This window comes from Legionella gratiana, from assembly GCF_001467695.1.
Lineage (GTDB): Bacteria > Pseudomonadota > Gammaproteobacteria > Legionellales > Legionellaceae > Legionella > Legionella gratiana.
On the sequence record NZ_LNYE01000006.1, the window covers coordinates 234456 to 251635 of the forward strand.

Below are 17180 nucleotides of genomic sequence, written 5' to 3' on the forward strand. Positions count from 1 at the left end.
TCCTATCAATTCATTAAAATATGTAACAATAAGGTAAAGACAAACAAAACCATTACTTTACCACATTTTTGCCTTTTTGGGTTACTTTATGCCGATTTTTCGCCAATAAACTACTTTTAAGCTCAAAGAGACAAAAAATAAAATGATTAAAAACCCAATCACAAAAAATCCCATAGAGTAACGCTCAATCTGGGTGGGTTCACTCACGTAGGTAAGAAAAGTCACCAAGTCTAATAAACTCACATCAAATTGTCGAGTTACCATTTCATCACGTAATGTATCCAAAATGTTGGGCATCGCAACATCAGGCACAAGATGATTATTAGTTCCAAAAGGTCTAGAATCATCTTTGTAAAAACCATTCAAGTAATTGTAGAGCCATTCTGTTCCTTTTTCCCGAACAATTAATGATAAATCTGGAGGTACTCTCCCAAACCATTGCTTTGCATCTTCCGGTGGCATGGCAATCTGAATTGGATCATTAATTGTTGCTTGAGTGAAGATAAGATTGTTTTTTAATAAACCCTCATCGATTTGTCCTGGAAAACGTATTAAGCCCAATCCTTCTGCCATGCGATTATACCTTAAATAGTTTAATGAGTGACAACCCGAACAATAATTCATAAAAAGCTTAGCACCTCTTTGTAGGCTCGCCTGATCGTGTATATTGATTGAAAATGAATGTGCCAATACTTGCTGAGTAACCAATAACCCTGCTAATAAGAGAAGATAAAAGAACCGCATCAACGCCCTCCTAAGTGAATCGGGAGAGGACGAGTGGCTTCTATGCGTGTGTAAAAAGGCATAAGGACAAAATAAGCAAAATAAAATACTGTAGCTAATCGAGCAAGAAACAAACGCACTGGCGTTACTGGGATTGTGCCTAAGTACCCCAATACTACAAACGCAAGCACACCTAAAAAGAGCATTATTTGTGACCATTTCCCTTTATAGCGCATGGAACGTACGGAACTACGATCAAGCCATGGTAGTAAAAAAAGTAATAATAGTGCGAGACCCATGCATGTGATTCCAAGTAATTTATTAGGTATAGCACGTAACATGGCGTAAAAAGGCGACATATACCACATTGGGGCAATATGATCGGGTGTAATAAGCGGGTTTGCTGGTACAAAATTATTATGCTCTAAAAAATATCCCCCCATTTCAGGAGCCCAAAATACCACTGCAAAAAATAAAATGAGGAATCCGAGCACCGCGACTAAATCTTTAATGAGGTAATAAGGATGAAAAGGAATTAAGTCAAACTGCTTTTCGTCTACATCGAGTCTATTTTTAAACTCAATTCCTTCTGGATTGTTAGAACCTACCTTATGTAAGGCAACGATGTGCAAAAATACAAGCAACAACAGTAACAATGGGATAGCAATAACGTGCAACGCAAAAAAGCGCTGCAATGTAGCATTACCAACTGCATAATCGCCTCTAAGCCAGATCACAAGATTTTTGCCTACGTAGGGAATAGCATCAAATAAGGAAGTGATGACTTCAGCCCCCCAATAGGACATCTGCCCCCAAGGTAATAAGTAGCCAAAAAATGCACCCGCCAAAAGCAGTACATATAAAAACATTCCCAAAAGCCAGACTAACTCTCTAGGCTTTTGATAGGAGCCATAAAGTAGGCCACGAAACAGATGCAAATAAATGACAATAAAAAATGCCGAAGCTCCTGTTGAATGCATATAGCGTAATAACCAACCAAAATGAACATCACGCATGATGTATTCAATTGAAGAAAATGCTTGCTCAACACTGGGAGTGTAAAACATAGTAAGCCATAATCCAGTAATAAATTGATTGGCTAAAACTATGATCGCTAATGCGCCAAAAATATAAAAAAAATTCAAATTCTTTGGAACATAGTAAGCACTGAAATACTTCTTCCAAGTACTTGCCAAAGGAAAACGCTCATCGATCCAATTGAAGAATCTATTCATTTAGTTAGTCTCTTTCCTCACCAATTACAATAGTGTGTTCATCAATAAAATAATACGGGGGTACTTCCAGATTAATGGGGGCTGGAACATCTTTAAAGACTCTACCTGAAAGATCAAAAGTAGAACCATGACAAGGACAAAAAAAACCACCTGGCCAGTTAGGTCCTAAATCACCAAGATTTGGCTTGTATTTAGGTGAGCAACCTAGATGGGTACAAATTCCAATAAGTACCAAATACTCTGGGTTAATAGAACGATATTCATTTTTTGCATAATGGGGTTGTTGAGCAGTCAATGAATGAGGGTCGCGGAGTGACGTAGAATTCGTCGTTAATCGTTGCAACATTTCTTGAGTTCGTCTAATGATCCATACTGGTTTGCCACGCCATTCAACGATTGCTTGTTCTCCAGGCTCTAATTTGCTTAAGTCAACCTGCACAGGGGCTCCTTCAGCCTGAGCTTTAGCGCTAGGTAACCAAGAAGCAACAAAGGGAGTTAAGGCACATAGAGCTCCAATACCGCCTAGTACACAGGTTGTAGTTACCAAAAATTGGCGTCGTTCAGCATCTACCAAATCATTTTTATCCTGTTCGTGCTCAGGATCATTATTTTTACTCACCATAATATCGCCTACATATGTTGTAACTAACGTGAGTTTCGGATAAGGAGTTCCTCCTCCACGGCGCGCAGCGTGGAGGAGGGTTGGGAAGAGGGAGTTAATCGATTGCACAAGCAATCTTTTAGAGTTTGTATCGCTAGGTGACGCTATTTTATCCCCCTCTCCCTGCCCCTTCCCCACGCTGCGCGAGGTGGAGATGGAATATATTCTATCTCTCCTTATCCGATACTCACGTTAAGTTACCTACTTCGTGATCGAGATAATTTTGAATAATAAACATCATTATTCTTTTAATGAAGAGCTGGATGTCACAAATAAAGTGCAGTACGTAGACTGGGGATGCAAACACCAGCAACGCCTAGATCCGTAAATAAAAAACCCCGACAATGCGGGGTTTCTTTAACCAATAAACAATTAACGTTTTGAGTATTGGGTTGCACGACGAGCTTTGTGCAAGCCGACTTTCTTTCTTTCAACACGACGTGAATCACGGGTGAGTAAACCTCGAGCACGAAGTCTTCTACGAACAGAATCAGGACTAGGCTCTGCATCTTCTGCCAATCCCTTTTCATCATAAGCAACCAACGCTCTTGCAATTCCTAACCGTACAGCGCCTGCCTGACCAGAGATTCCACCACCAGTTACTGTAACGTAAACATCGAACTTGTCAACAAGATCAACGGTTTCCAGTGGCTGCATAACCACCATGCACGAAGTTTCACGGCAAAAATATTCTTGTAAAGTACGACCGTTGACTTTGATCTCACCTTTACCTGGGCGTAAAAACACACGAGCTGTTGAACTTTTTCTACGACCAGTGCCGTAGTATTGCTTCACTTCAGCCATAATACTTATTCCTCAATATCAAGTTGTTTGGGTTGCTGTGCAGCATGTGGATGCTCGTTGCCCGCATATACTTTCAGCTTACGATACATTTCTCTTCCCAAAGGATTCTTTGGTAACATGCCTTTAACAGCTATTTCGATAATTCTGACAGGATTTCTTGCTTGTAATTTTTCAAAACTATCTGATTTTATTCCACCTGGATATCCAGTATGACGATAGTACATCTTATCGGTAAACTTACGACCAGTTACAATAACTTTTTCAGCATTTGTAACAATAATATAATCTCCAGTATCAACATGGGGAGTATACTCAGCTTTATGCTTGCCCCGTAAACGACGGGCAATTTCAGTTGCTAAGCGACCCAAAACCTTATCGCTGGCATCAACTACTAACCAGTCACGTTTGACTTCATGGCTTTTGGCACTAAATGTCTTCATTAAATGAACTCCGAACCGCCTAAATTGGTAATCTTCTATCATGGACGGGCGATTTTAACCAAAACAGAATCATCCTACAAGTATAAAGGAAAAAAATTTATAAATAATTATTAAAATCCGTGTAAATAGAGCAACTTTCACACTTGATCCATTAACAACTGAGTAACAATATTACCAGAAATTAAATGTTTTTCTATGATTTCATCGATATCAGCAAAAGATGAATAACTATACCATACGCCTTCAGGATAAATCACGATACATGGACCTGAACTGCAGCGACCAAGACAACCTGTTTTGCTAATGCGAACTTTTCCCGGTCCATGCATTCCCAGCTCTAAAAGCCGTGATTTTATATAATCAAAGTACTCTTCTCCACCAGAATTGGCGCAGCATTGTTTACCTGCTGCCTTCTTGTTGGTACATAAAAAAATATGTTTCGAGTAATAGTTCAATGAATTATTTTCCTATGGATTCAATTTTACTTTTTAGCTTCAAGCCTGGTTTAAAAGTCACAACTCTTCTCGCTACTACAGGAATTTCTTCTCCAGTCTTGGGGTTTCTACCTGGCCTTTGTGGTTTGTCCCTTAAAGTAAAATTACCAAATCCAGATAATTTTACATGATGTCCATGTTCAAGAGCATGTCGTAATTCTTCAAAAAAACTCTCGACCATCTCCTTTGAGGCAGGTTTGGACAACTTTAATTCATCACACAAGGTTTCTGCCATTATAGCTTTGCTCAATGCATTCACGATTATTCCCTCAATATGATTGAAAATTTATTTTCTAACGTATTGATTATAGCATCAATTAAAGAATTAATCTCGGTGTCAACCAAAGTACGACTTTCATCTTGAATGGTTAGAGAAATCGCCAAGCTTTTTTTACCCAAAGGAATGCCTTCTCCTGTATATACATCAAATACATCAAAGGATTTTAACCAGTTCTCTTTTACAGTAGCTCTTACTGCTGATTCAATGTGCATGACCTCGATATCAGTATCGATTAAAAAGGATAAATCTCTTCGAATTTGAGGGTATTTTGAAATCGGTTTATAACGTGGTGCTTCGCATCCTATTAATGCCTCTAAATTGATTTCAAAGAGAAGAACATCATGATGTAAATCCAGAGCATCTGTTAAGCGAGGATGCAACGTTCCCAGCCAGCCCGAAGGAACACCCTTTATATTGATTTGAGCTGATTGTCCAGGATGCAATGCGTCATGTGCTGTAGCAATGAACGCTACATGCTTTAATTTTAATGAAGCGAATAAAGATTGAAGATCTCCTTTTAAATCAAAAAAATCATACAATCGAGTCGTTTCACTCCAATGAACACTGCCTTGTTCCCCCATCAACAAACCTGCGATGCAGGGACGCTCTTTTAACTGCTCTTGATCCATATCAAAAACCACACCAATTTCAAAAAATTTAACTTCATTTTGTTGACGGTGTACATTATATATCAGAGAGGCGATTAAACCTGGCCACATTCCTGTCCGCATTTGCGATAATTCGGAAGAAATAGGATTAAGTAATTGCATAAATGCTTTACGTGGATAAAGCTCATGTTGTAATTCAGGATCAACAAAACTGTAACTGATCGTCTCGTGGTACCCTCTGCTTGCAAACCAGCGCGAAAGTATTGTTGCTATTTCTTCGTTGCCGCATGTTTTTCCTGCTTGTACTAGCGTATATGTAGGTTCAGCATGTAAATTATCGTATCCATAAAGGCGAATGATTTCCTCAACCAAGTCCTCATCCCGCTGAATATCAAAGCGATACGAAGGAATAATCACATCAAGAAAATGATTTTGTTCTTTTGTAATTTTAATACCTAAACCCTCAAGGAAACGCTTCATTTCCTTCAAAGAAATATTAAGCCCAGTCAATTTTTTAACTTTTTCCGTATTAAACGAAAAACATACGGTGCTCTGTACGTATCTTTGATCAGAAACCTCAATAATCGGTCCAGCTTCGCCACCGACAATTTCTAAAATTAATGCGGTAGCTCTTTCTAAAGCGTTTATTTGTAGGTTTGGATCTACACCTCGTTCAAAGCGTTGCGATGAATCACTAAATAAACCAAATTTCCTGGCCACTCCGGCAATGACAATGGGATTAAAAAAGGCGCTTTCTAAAAAGACATCTGTGGTATGCGCTTGCACAGAGCTTGCTTCTCCCCCCATAATTCCAGCCATTGCTAAAGGTCTTTCCTTATCAGCAATCACTAATACTTTTTCGTTCAAAGTTAATTTTTGGCCATCAAGCAACTCTAATTGCTCTTCTTGGTTACTATAGCGTACCTTTATTTCCCCGCTGATTTCATTCAAATCAAAAGCATGCATGGGTTGGCCTAATTCAAGCATGACATAATTCATTACATCAACAACAGGATGAACGGACCTAATACCGCTTCGACGTAAACGCTCACTCATCCATAAAGGCGTGCTTGCTTGAGCATTTATTTTGCGAATAATTCGACCACAATAACGAGAACATGCCTCAGGAGCGTTCAAATGTATTGGAAAAACATCATCAATACTTGGAGTAACCGGAGAAATTTCTTTTTCCAATAAGGGTATTTTATTCAATACTGCTATTTCACGTGCAATACCCAAAACACTAAAGCAATCCGCACGGTTAGGCGTTAAATCAATATCCAATATATAATCATCAAGAGTCAAATATTTGCGCAAATCCATTCCTATAGGTGCATCACCTTCTAACTCCATAATTCCATCAGATTGCTCTGCCATACCCAATTCACTGACTGAGCAGAGCATCCCTTGAGATAACTCACCACGCAACTTTGATTCTTTAATATTAAAACCACCTGGCAAGCGTGCCCCAACCATAGCCAGAGCTACTTTTAATCCTGCTCTTACATTCGAAGCACCACAAACGATTTGCAACGGTTTTTCTGTATTTGCGTTTACTTCGCATAAAGTCAATTTATCTGCATTAGGATGAGGTTTTGTGCTAAGAACTTCAGCAACGATTACATGAGAAAACTCTCCTGCTACAGGGCTTACCGCATCCACCTCCAAACCAGCCATAGTCAATTGATCGGCCAATTTCTGTTCAGACAGTGAAAAATTAACCCATTCGTGTAACCACAATTTACTTAGTTTCATCTAAAGTCCTTACTGCATGATTGATTTTTACTCGGTATCGATATGTTCAATTCGCATCACGTTTAACAAAAGCGTCACCTATTGCCATTGAAGCCTATTGACAATCCTATCCCTCAAAATTGACTTAAAAAAGACAGATCATTTTCAAACATCATACGCAAGTCATCTATTCCATAATACAACATAGCCAATCGATCCATACCCATACCAAACGCCCAGCCCTGATATTCATCCGGTGAGATATTTACTGCTTTTAGAACATTAGGATGCACCATACCACAACCTAAAACTTCTAACCATCCAGTAAATTTACAGGAACGACAGCCTTCCCCACTACATTGAGTACATTCAATGTCAACCTCAGCCGAGGGCTCTGTAAAAGGAAAATAGGAGGGTCTAAACCGTAATGCTAATTGGCGACCAAAAAAATCGGCGAAAAAATCGTGTAGTAGCCCCTTTAAGCTCGCTAAAGTAGCTTGTTTATCTACCAATAGCCCTTCAACTTGATGAAACATCGGTGTATGAGTAAGATCTGAGTCACAACGATAGACTCTTCCTGGAGCAATTAACCGAAATGGCGGTTTACATTGCTCCATGGTACGAATTTGTACTGGGGAAGTATGTGTCCGTAAAAGACGACCATCACCGAAATAAAAGGTATCATGCATCGCGCGAGCCGGATGGTGTGCAGGAATATTAAGCGCTTCAAAATTATAAAATTCTGTTTCAATTTCCGGGCCATCAACGATATCAAAACCCATACGACTGAAAAATTCGTTAATTCGATGCTTGACTTGAGTTACTGGATGTAAGGAACCACTCTCCTTCTTACGTCCGGGAAGTGTTATATCAATGCGTTCAGCCGATAGCTTTTCTAACAGTTGTTTTTGTTTCAGTTCAAGCATTTTTGTTTCAATCAAAGCACTAATTTCACGCTTTGCCTGATTCACAAGCTGACCTACTTTAGGTTTTTCTTCAGCAGATAAATGAGCAAGACCTTTTAAAATTTCAGTAAGTCTTCCTTTTTTGCCTAAAAAATCAACGCGAATTAACTCTAATCCTGAAACATCCTGTGCATTTTTAATTGCTTCGGAAGCCTGTTCTTGTATGGTGATGATATCCTGCATAGTTATACCCACAAGTAAAAAGGAGGCCGCAGCCTCCTTAAATAGTTCATTTTGCAAACTTACCTTTATTCATGTCATTTTTCTAGGATATAAATCCAAGGCAAAAAACACAAAGATTATTTTGCTAATGCAGCCTTAGCTTGTTCTGCAATTGCAGCGAAAGCTACTTTGTCATGAACAGCCAGATCAGCCAATACTTTTCTATCTAATTCAATTGATGCTTTTTTCAACCCATCAATTAGACGACTGTATGATAGGCCACACTCACGAGCTTGTGCATTAATTCGAGTGATCCACAATGCACGAAACTGACGTTTTTTCTGGCGTCTATCACGATATGCGTATTGACCTGCTTTAATTACTGCTTGTTTGGCCATGCGATAGGTTCGGCTACGAGCACCGTAATAACCTTTTGCTTGATCCATAACCTTCTTGTGACGCGCTTTTGCGGTCACACCACGTTTAACTCTTGGCATTTTTCATTTCCTCCCTTAACTACCGTGCAACATACGTTCTGCCAAACGTGCATCGCATGGCTTTAAAGTTCCAGCTTCTACGCGTAAATGACGCTTTTGCTTGGTAGACTTTTTAGTAAGGATATGATTTCTATAAGCACCGCGACGTTTAATCGCGCCACTTGCTGTTCTACGAAAGCGTTTAGACGCTCCGCGATGTGATTTCAACTTCGGCATAACAATATACTCCGCATTTACTCAGCTTTTAGTTTTTTTGGGTGATAATACCATCAGTAATTGTCTTCCTTCGCGTTTCGCCTGCTGCTCCACAATAGCAAAATCAGCTGTATCCTGCTGTATACGCTCTAGAATTTTCATACCAAGTTCTTGATGAGCCATCTCACGACCACGAAACCGCAGTGTGATTTTGACTTTATCACCATGATTTAGGAAACGGATCAGGTTGCGTAGCTTGACCTGATAATCTCCATCTTCCGTTGTTGGACGGAATTTTAATTCTTTAACCTGAATTTGCTTCTGCTTTTTTCTAGCTTCAGCTTGTTTTTTACTCAGCTCAAAGAGAAACTTGCCGTAATCCATAATACGGCATACAGGGGGTTTGGCTGTTGGAGAAATCTCTACTAGGTCCAATCCACCTTCTTCCGCTGCACGCAGGGCTTCACGTGTGGAAACAATTCCTGCTTGATTACCATCGACATCAATTAAGCGTACCTCAGGTACATTGATCTGTTCATTAATTCGTGCGCGATCATTTTCACGCTTAGTTGGTGCACTAATGGTTTAATCCCCCCTGTTTATTAATTAATAACTGACCCTTTACGAGCAATTTCTTGCAGCAAGGTATCACAAATTGTATCTATTGTCATCACACCCAAGTCTGTACCTTCTCGTGTGCGTACAGCAACTTGGTCTGACTCAACTTCTTTATCCCCTATTACTAATAGATATGGGATTTTTTGTAAAGTATGCTCGCGAATTTTAAAGCCAATTTTCTCATTTCTCAAGTCAAAGTTGGCACGAACTCCTCTTTTTTGCAAAATTTGTGTTACTTTTTCTGCATACTCGTTCTGTTTTTCACTAATTGTCATGATTACAGCTTGCACTGGCGACAACCACAAAGGTAGCTTTCCTGCATAATGCTCGATCAAAATTCCCATAAAGCGCTCAAATGATCCTAGGATAGCACGATGTACCATGACCGGTGTTTGTTTGCTACCATCTTCGGCAATATAAATGGCCTCCAAACGTCCAGGCATCGAAAAATCAACTTGTATCGTGCCACATTGCCAAATTCTACCTAAACAATCAAATAAGGAACATTCTATTTTGGGCCCATAAAAAGCACCTTCACCTGGCGCATCAACCCATTCTATATTTCTGTCTTTCATCGCTTGTTTTAAGGCTGCTTCTGCCTTATCCCAAACTTCATCGCTGCCTACCCTTTTTTCAGGACGCAATGCCAAACGATATTTAATTTCTTTAAATCCAAAATCAAGATACACAGATTGGACTAGCTCTAACATCATAGCCACTTCTGATTGAATTTGATCTTCCGTACAGAAAATATGAGCATCATCTTGAACCATATTGCGAACTCGCATTAGACCATGTAATGATCCTGATGGCTCACATCGGTGGCAATTACCAAACTCTGAAAAACGTAGCGGTAAATCCCTATAACTTTTTAAGCCTTGGTTAAATACTTGAACATGGCAAGGACAATTCATTGGCTTTACAGCATAATGACGATTTTCTGTCTCGGTAACAAACATCTCATCTCTAAAATTAGCCCAATGACCTGACTTTTCCCAAAGTACGCGATCGACCAACTGTGGCGTTCTAATTTCTTGATAGCCAAAATCTGCTAAACGATGGCGCATATAACGCTCAAGCTCTTGATAAATAGTCCAGCCTTTGGGATGCCAGAAAACCATTCCAGGCGCAATATCTTGAAAGTGAAACAGCTCCAAACTCTTGCCTAATTTACGATGATCGCGCTTTTCAGCTTCTTCCAAGCGAAATAAATAGTCGGCCAGAGCCTTTTTGTCAGCCCAAGCAGTGCCATAAATACGCTGGAGCATTTCATTATTGGAATCACCGCGCCAATATGCCCCCGCTACTTTAGTCAACTTAAATGCTTTTAAAAAACCCGTTGCCGGAACATGAGGACCACGACATAAATCTTCAAAATCACCTTGTTTGTATAAAGACAATACTTCATCTTTAGGAATATCAGCAATAATCTTCGCTTTATATTCTTCACCAATACTCTTAAAATATTGGATTGCCTCATCACGAGGTAGTTCTCTGCGAGTCACAGGGTAATTTGCTTTTGCCAACTCCACCATTTTAGCTTCGATTAACTCCAAATCTTCCGGAGTAAACGCTCGTTGAAAAGCAAAATCATAATAAAAACCATCTTCAATCACTGGACCAATAGTTACTTGAGCTGAAGGAAAAATACTTTTAACAGCTTGTGCTAATAAATGAGCAGTAGAATGACGAATAACCTCGATACTCTCTTCTTGTTTTTCAGTAAGAATCACTAATGCACAATCATTTTTAATAAGATAAGAAGTATCAACTAATTGGTTATCAACACGACCCGCCAAGGCGGCTTTAGCCAGTCCAGGGCTTATACTGTAAGCCACATCATAAACAGTTAAAGGCTCTTCATAATGTTTTATACTTCCATCAGGCAATTTAATGTTTGGCATGATTTTTATCCGTAAGCATCTATAAAAAAACCCTGCATAGCAGGGTTTAAACTTTCTAGGGACTCAAATTTCAGGCATCACGTACACGAAAGGTTCACGCTCCTGAACTACTAATTCTGTTGCATGGTAGGCACGAGTGGGATCGAACCACCGACCACCACCATGTCAAGGTGGTGCTCTACCACTGAGCTACGTGCCTATAAACTGACCTGCATATATACTGGCAGGAAGTATATAATAAGGTAAGGTTACAAAGCAAATGATTTATTCATGACTCAACTGCTTTTCTGGGTTCAAGAAATAATCACCTCACGCCTATATAAGGGAACTTGCAACAAAAATTCACTCACATTGTGCTTCACAACATCTTCAAAACAGTTATTGTATGCAAACACTTTTCTTTGACGCTCGGAACTTGTTCCTGAATCCATAATAGCCTGAAGAGTTGCAAAATAGGTTTGATAGTTAAGTTGCTCAATATAGGGTTTTAATTTTTCTATCCACTCTTTAATATCTTCACGCATTAATTTCATTTTTCCCTCTGTATTCATCACCAATTCCGCATCTAAACCATAACGAATCGCTCTCCATTTATTTTCTCGAGAAAGCCAATAAGGAGGGTATGCTACTGATTCAAGCCAACTTCCATTATCGGCAAACCAATGGGCAAGAGTATGTATCAATGCAACTAGGGCTAATGTTTCTGCAAGGGTCGCCGTACCATCGCAAACACGAATCTCCAATGTTCCAAAATTTGGACTTGGTCTTAAATCCCACCATAAATCCTTGAGTGATTTTATAGAACCACAGGATTTCAGTGTCTTATACAAATGCTCAAAATTCTGCCATGAGCGGACATGATAAGGTTGGCCTGCTGTAGGCAGTGCTTCGTATGTGGTCGGACGGCATGAAGCAAGGCCCGTGTCTATTCCTTGCCAAAATGGAGAACTTGAGGAAAGCGCTAACAAATGAGGGAGAAAATACATAAAAAAATTATTAAACCGTATACATTCTTCTCCACTCGACATCCCTAGATGTACATGTAGACCGTATACACTCATACGACGCGTAAGCCATTGATTACGATCAATTAAATCCAAATAACGTGCTGTTGGTGAAATCTCCCAGTCAGAATATTTGGAAAATGGGTGAGAACCCGTTGTTGAAAGTAGAATTCCAAGTTTTTTCGATACGTGTTGAAGTTCAAATAATGTTGCATAAAGATCCTCTTCAACCTCTTGTACAATCCTGCATTTGTCAGTGTTTACTTCAATGGTGCTTAAATAGAATTCTGGCTTAATTTTTTCTAAGTGAGACAGAGCAGCAAGAATATCTTCTGCTCTAGAACACAAATTGTAGTTTTCTGCATTGATGAGTTGTAGTTCAAGTTCTACACCTAAAGTGAGTACTCCCCCGCTATTAAAATAAATTTCTTCTTGGTCATTCGATTGCGGAGTATCTTCAGTTAATTTTGACAAGGATTCGTTGAGTTGACTTCGCATAATTAATCCTTCTTTTTATTATTATTGGATGCCATTGGCAAGTCACGCTCTTCGATATTTTTGAGGAGCTCTATATAGTTAGCTTGAATAGTCAGGTACAATAGGCATACTGTGCGCGATCATAATTCCAAGTTTTTACCTGGTGATTTTTGTTCCAATTAGACGATTAAATCTTGACAATAAACGTGCTGTTGCGCTGCGATTTAGTTGTCTAATTGGAACAAAAATCACTCGCATCAAAAAACTTGAAATTATGATCGCGCGCAGTATAGTGCCTTGAATATTCATATCTATTGATATAATTCGTATACAAATTATTTAAGGATACTAACGGTTAATATACTTTTTTTCAACCTTAAATCTTTGAAAGACCATCCATGAATAATATTTTAAAAAATCAGAATGAGAAAAAAGAACAAAGTGTCATGCAGTCCGAGCAATGCTCTAAGAATATCATTCTTGCTTTACGCAAGATCATGCAACAAATGGATTTTCATTCCAGAAGGTTAAATAAATGTTATGGTTTAACCGTACCACAAATCGTATGTCTGTATGAAATTTATGAAAATGGGATTATGACAATCTCTACTCTTTCTAAAAGAGTCTATTTATCAATGAGTACTTTAGTAGGGGTAATCGATCGGCTGGAAGAAAAAGAATTCGTTCTTCGTACACGCGATATTAAAGATCGTCGGATCATTTATATTGATATTACCGAAAAAGGAAGGGAGTTTGTTAGCGCGGCCCCTTACCTTCTCCATAATCGATTAAATGAAAACCTACAATCTTTAGACGAAAATGAGCAGAATACTCTTGCTAACTCTATTAATTTACTGGTGAATTTATTAAAAGATATATAGCAAAAAAATTCATTCCTTTTAAATTCTCTTCCCAAATTTGATTCCATTGGTTTAACGTTTAGAAGAAAGGCCTGAGTGAAGGGGAACCACTCAGGCACTTATTGCGAGGTTAAGCGCTATGCTTAAACCACTTTCTCTTCTATTTGGACTCATATGTGGCACGTGTTCCATCGTGTGTCGCATAGTTCCTTTGGACAATGTGGAAACCTTTTATTGGTTTCAGGTGCACATTATAGTTATTTAGACTCGTTTGTCAACTTTAAATTTCGAAAAGAAACTCAAAGTTTCCAATAATACTTTTTATTTGCGAATCAATTTCATTTTGTTATACTCATACCACTCCAAATTGATAATCCAGCAACTATGGAAAAAACCAACCTAGCGAAACAATTTGCTGATCGTTTACGGGATGCAATGGTCGCTGCAGGATATAACTCCCAACGCTCTACTTCTGGGGTATGTATCCATAAGCTTTCTGAAATTACAGGTTATTCATTACAAATATGTCGCAAGTATCTTCGTGGTAAAGCCATTCCTGAACCGATCAAACTAGTAGATATTGCTGCAAAACTCAAGGTTTCTCCCGGCTGGCTATTATTTGGCGACCCAATCAATGGTCCTGGTATCGTTGAAGATAAAATATCCATTAACAAAAATGTGCTTCACTATATCTTTGTAAAAGCATCATCGCTTTATAACAGCACATTGTCAGAGCCAGAAATATCTCGCTTTTTACTGGAGTTAATTAATGATGTGAGCCTAATTAATGCTGATGAAGATCAATCTAAAAAAATTATTGATTTGGCTTTAACCTCAGTAAAACATTTTTATAAGCCTTAATATTTCTCTATTTGATCCAATAGTGCTATTATTGCATTTTAAAAAAACACTGAATCCAAATGTTACTTCATTATTTATTTATCATGGGTATTTGCGTTGAAGCAATTACTGGCGCATTGGCTGCGGGACGCAAAAAAATGGACTTTTTTGGAGTGATGCTTATTGCCAGCATTGCTGCATTAGGTGGTGGAACAGTAAGAGATACGCTGTTTAACACTTATCCCTTAACTTGGGTTATCCATCCTGAGTATCTCTTATACACATCGTTATGTGCTTTTCTAACTATATTTATTGCCCATTCATTAATACGGATTATTAAAATATTCCTAATACTTGATGCATTAGGCTTATCTACTTTCGTCATTATAGGCACTCAAAAAGCACTCCATCATGGGCTATCACCCAGTATTGCAATTATTAGTGGCATGATAACTGGTATTTGTGGGGGAATGTTGCGAGATATTTTATGTAATGATATCCCCTTGGTATTAAGGAAAGAACTTTATGCCGTGATTGCACTTGCCGGAGCATTGCTTTTTATCACTCTAGATTATTTTCATATCCCAGCAAATATGAATGTGATTATTACACTTGTCAGTATTTTTATCGCTCGCCTCTTGGCGATTTTCTTTCATATTGAAATACCTATCTTTGATTATTCAGAAAGTATCAAAAAACGTAAGCAAAAGTCCTAATTTTGACATACAAGTCTCCCTGGGTTTCGGATCTTCCAGATCTTCGCCCAGGTTCCTCATTGCCTAGTCCTGCTGAATAAGCATTCACGTAAGTGAGGAAAATGAATTACCAACATGCCTTAGTATTTATTTATATCTCTTTCACTTCAACAATACTAATTTCCTCAACAGGTACATCAGCATATCCCATATGTTGCCCGGTTTTTATTTTGGCAATAGCATCCACAACATCCATACCTTCAATAACTTCGCCAAAAACACAATAGCCATATCCTTGCATATGGTCAGCACTGTAATTTAAAAATGGATTATCAACAACATTAATAAAAAATTGCGCTGTAGCGGAATGAGGGTCCATGGTTCGAGCCATCGCGATAGAACCTCGCTTATTCGGCTTCGCATTCTTTGCTTCATTTTTGATAGGTTCATTAGTTTTCTTTTGTTTCATCTCTGAATCAAGCCCACCACCTTGAATCATAAAACCAGCAATAACACGATGAAAAATTGTATTATTATAAAAGCCACTGCGCGCATAATTAAGAAAATTTTCCGCTGTTGCTGGAGTATTCTCTGTATCTAACTGTATATGAATGTCACCTTTAGATGTACTGATTACAATCATTATCGCTCCTGTCATTTTTAAGTTAATGCAAAATAGCGCTATTTAAGGATATAAAAATTTTGCAGTACTTTTATATCAAACCCTCAGAATGTGATCTCACAAGATACTTGAAATAACATCCGCCCTAGCGACATAAAAGTCATATTTCCCCTTTTATGTCACACGTTCATTCATTATCAGATCACGTATTTTATCACAAACATAATGCATGACGTGAACATTATGAATACTCGCTAATGCTGTAAATAAATTCGTTTTTTGCTTGGACAGCTGATGCAAATAAGACCGTGAGTAATGACGACATGTATAACAGGTACATTGCGCCATAATTGGCGACATATCCTCAGCAAAACATGATTTTTTTATTTGAATGCGCTCGTTTTCATACTCACTAACAAAACGCATCCAATTGCCTTCTCGAACGAGCTCACCACAATACAAAGAGCCATGACGCGCATTACGAGTTGGCGCAACACAATCAAACATATCAATTCCTTCCGCAACGACCTCTAAGAGATCCTGAGGTGACATTCCTACACCCATGGTATAACGCGGCTTATTATCCGGTAAATAATCGCGTACCCAGCGGATAACCTCAACTGTAGTTTCCATATTAAAACCTATAGTTTCACCTCCTATAGCAATACCTTCTGGATTCATTGACGAGACAAAATCCGCACTTTCACGGCGCAGATCGTTAAAAGTCCCACCTTGAATAATGCCAAAAAGAGCTTGCTCATATCCATATCGTGAATTAGGGTGCTGCTGATGATAATCCATTGATTGTTTTAACCAACGATGCGTACGAGTCATGATATGACTCACTTCATCCTTAGTACACCTGTCTGGAGTGCATTGATCAAACGCCATGATGATATCAGCACCAATGATTTTCTGAGTTTCTAGAGACATTTCCGGAGTCATATGAATCAATCCCTGGCTACCAGGCAATCTAAAATGAGCCCCCTCTTCATCAATAGTACAAATTTCATTATTCTTGGATAAACTAAAAACTTGGAAACCACCACTATCGGTTAACATAGGGCCATGCCATCCCATAAAAGGATGCATTCCACCCGCTTGCTCAATAACCTTCATTCCCGGAGCACATAACATATGGTAGGTATTACCCCCTAAAATGATCTGACTATGCGCCTCATGCAATTCGCTTGGAGTCATATTATTTACACCTGCTCGCGTACCTACTGGCATAAAAACAGGGGTAATAAATTCACCATGAGCTGTAATGACACGTGTCACTCGCGCTTGAGTCGCTGAGTGTTTGTATAACACTTCGCAAGAAAAGGTTTTCATTTAATAAAAATAACTCAAAATAGGTGA

General features: G+C 38.7%; 19 protein-coding genes and 1 tRNA gene. 3 read left to right on the forward strand and 17 right to left on the reverse strand.

All coding sequences use genetic code 11. The features are described from left to right. Nucleotides 1–81: 81 nt before the first annotated feature. The 15 genes from Lgra_RS03495 to Lgra_RS03565 form a co-directional block, all read right to left on the reverse strand. On the reverse strand, nucleotides 82–744 hold the full coding sequence (locus Lgra_RS03495) for a cytochrome c1 (RefSeq protein WP_058497899.1): 663 nt from the start codon (nucleotides 742–744) through the stop codon (nucleotides 82–84). Beyond that, the gene (locus tag Lgra_RS03500) at nucleotides 744–1958 is read right to left on the reverse strand and encodes a cytochrome b (RefSeq protein ID WP_058497900.1); all 1215 of its coding nucleotides are present in this window, start codon (nucleotides 1956–1958) and stop codon (nucleotides 744–746) included. Before Lgra_RS03500 ends, Lgra_RS03495 begins: the two co-directional genes overlap by 1 nt. Before the next feature lie 4 nt (nucleotides 1959–1962). Next, entirely contained in the window at nucleotides 1963–2580 is a 618-nt protein-coding gene (petA, locus tag Lgra_RS03505) for a ubiquinol-cytochrome c reductase iron-sulfur subunit (protein ID WP_058497937.1), read from the reverse strand. Nucleotides 2581–2991: 411 nt separating this feature from the next. After that, nucleotides 2992–3423, reverse strand: coding sequence for a 30S ribosomal protein S9 (rpsI, locus tag Lgra_RS03510; protein WP_058497901.1), 432 nt, complete (start codon nucleotides 3421–3423; stop codon nucleotides 2992–2994). A 5-nt stretch (nucleotides 3424–3428) separates the two neighbouring features. Next, nucleotides 3429–3863 (reverse strand): 50S ribosomal protein L13, encoded by a 435-nt coding sequence (gene rplM / locus Lgra_RS03515; RefSeq protein ID WP_058497902.1) that lies wholly within the window; start codon nucleotides 3861–3863, stop codon nucleotides 3429–3431. Nucleotides 3864–4000: 137 nt separating this feature from the next. Then, a complete protein-coding gene (locus Lgra_RS03520) occupies nucleotides 4001–4318 on the reverse strand; it encodes a (2Fe-2S) ferredoxin domain-containing protein (RefSeq protein WP_058497903.1) in 318 nt (105 codons plus the stop codon). A 4-nt stretch (nucleotides 4319–4322) separates the two neighbouring features. Further along, complete coding sequence (locus Lgra_RS03525; protein ID WP_058497904.1) at nucleotides 4323–4616, reverse strand: integration host factor subunit alpha; 294 nt, start codon at nucleotides 4614–4616, stop codon at nucleotides 4323–4325. A 2-nt stretch (nucleotides 4617–4618) separates the two neighbouring features. Continuing rightward, nucleotides 4619–7000 (reverse strand): phenylalanine--tRNA ligase subunit beta, encoded by a 2382-nt coding sequence (gene pheT, locus Lgra_RS03530; protein ID WP_058497905.1) that lies wholly within the window; start codon nucleotides 6998–7000, stop codon nucleotides 4619–4621. Between the two features lie 113 nt (nucleotides 7001–7113). Next, nucleotides 7114–8127, reverse strand: a complete 1014-nt coding sequence (gene pheS / locus Lgra_RS03535; protein WP_058497906.1) for a phenylalanine--tRNA ligase subunit alpha — start codon at nucleotides 8125–8127, stop codon at nucleotides 7114–7116. Nucleotides 8128–8243: 116 nt separating this feature from the next. After that, on the reverse strand, nucleotides 8244–8603 hold the full coding sequence (gene rplT / locus Lgra_RS03540; RefSeq protein WP_058497907.1) for a 50S ribosomal protein L20: 360 nt from the start codon (nucleotides 8601–8603) through the stop codon (nucleotides 8244–8246). Nucleotides 8604–8618: 15 nt separating this feature from the next. Further along, nucleotides 8619–8819, reverse strand: coding sequence for a 50S ribosomal protein L35 (gene rpmI, locus Lgra_RS03545; protein ID WP_058497908.1), 201 nt, complete (start codon nucleotides 8817–8819; stop codon nucleotides 8619–8621). A 21-nt stretch (nucleotides 8820–8840) separates the two neighbouring features. Continuing rightward, nucleotides 8841–9380: a translation initiation factor IF-3 gene (gene infC / locus Lgra_RS03550; RefSeq protein WP_058497909.1), complete on the reverse strand. Its 540-nt coding sequence runs from the start codon at nucleotides 9378–9380 to the stop codon at nucleotides 8841–8843. A 20-nt stretch (nucleotides 9381–9400) separates the two neighbouring features. Then, on the reverse strand, nucleotides 9401–11320 hold the full coding sequence (gene thrS / locus Lgra_RS03555) for a threonine--tRNA ligase (protein WP_058497910.1): 1920 nt from the start codon (nucleotides 11318–11320) through the stop codon (nucleotides 9401–9403). Nucleotides 11321–11444: 124 nt separating this feature from the next. Further along, nucleotides 11445–11519 (reverse strand) — tRNA-Val (locus tag Lgra_RS03560). Nucleotides 11520–11613: 94 nt separating this feature from the next. Further along, complete coding sequence (locus tag Lgra_RS03565; RefSeq protein ID WP_058497911.1) at nucleotides 11614–12822, reverse strand: carboxylate-amine ligase; 1209 nt, start codon at nucleotides 12820–12822, stop codon at nucleotides 11614–11616. Nucleotides 12823–13199: 377 nt separating this feature from the next. On the opposite strand from Lgra_RS03565, the gene Lgra_RS03570 reads away from it, so the two are divergent. The 3 genes from Lgra_RS03570 to Lgra_RS03580 all read left to right on the forward strand — a co-directional run bounded on the left by Lgra_RS03570 (nucleotide 13200) and on the right by Lgra_RS03580 (nucleotide 15217). Continuing rightward, the gene (locus Lgra_RS03570) at nucleotides 13200–13682 is read left to right on the forward strand and encodes a MarR family winged helix-turn-helix transcriptional regulator (RefSeq protein WP_058497912.1); all 483 of its coding nucleotides are present in this window, start codon (nucleotides 13200–13202) and stop codon (nucleotides 13680–13682) included. A gap of 363 nt (nucleotides 13683–14045) precedes the next feature. Beyond that, nucleotides 14046–14522 carry a helix-turn-helix domain-containing protein gene (locus Lgra_RS03575; RefSeq protein WP_058497913.1) on the forward strand — a complete coding sequence of 159 codons (477 nt, stop codon included), beginning with the start codon at nucleotides 14046–14048 and terminating at the stop codon, nucleotides 14520–14522. A 59-nt stretch (nucleotides 14523–14581) separates the two neighbouring features. Next, nucleotides 14582–15217, forward strand: coding sequence for a trimeric intracellular cation channel family protein (locus Lgra_RS03580; protein WP_058497914.1), 636 nt, complete (start codon nucleotides 14582–14584; stop codon nucleotides 15215–15217). A gap of 130 nt (nucleotides 15218–15347) precedes the next feature. Here the strand turns inward: Lgra_RS03580 and Lgra_RS03585 are convergent, their stop codons facing one another. Together Lgra_RS03585 and tgt are read right to left on the reverse strand one after the other, a co-directional pair. Then, nucleotides 15348–15839 (reverse strand): peptidylprolyl isomerase, encoded by a 492-nt coding sequence (locus Lgra_RS03585; RefSeq protein WP_058497915.1) that lies wholly within the window; start codon nucleotides 15837–15839, stop codon nucleotides 15348–15350. A 153-nt stretch (nucleotides 15840–15992) separates the two neighbouring features. Next, nucleotides 15993–17153 (reverse strand): tRNA guanosine(34) transglycosylase Tgt, encoded by a 1161-nt coding sequence (tgt, locus tag Lgra_RS03590; protein WP_058497916.1) that lies wholly within the window; start codon nucleotides 17151–17153, stop codon nucleotides 15993–15995. Nucleotides 17154–17180: the final 27 nt, after the last annotated feature.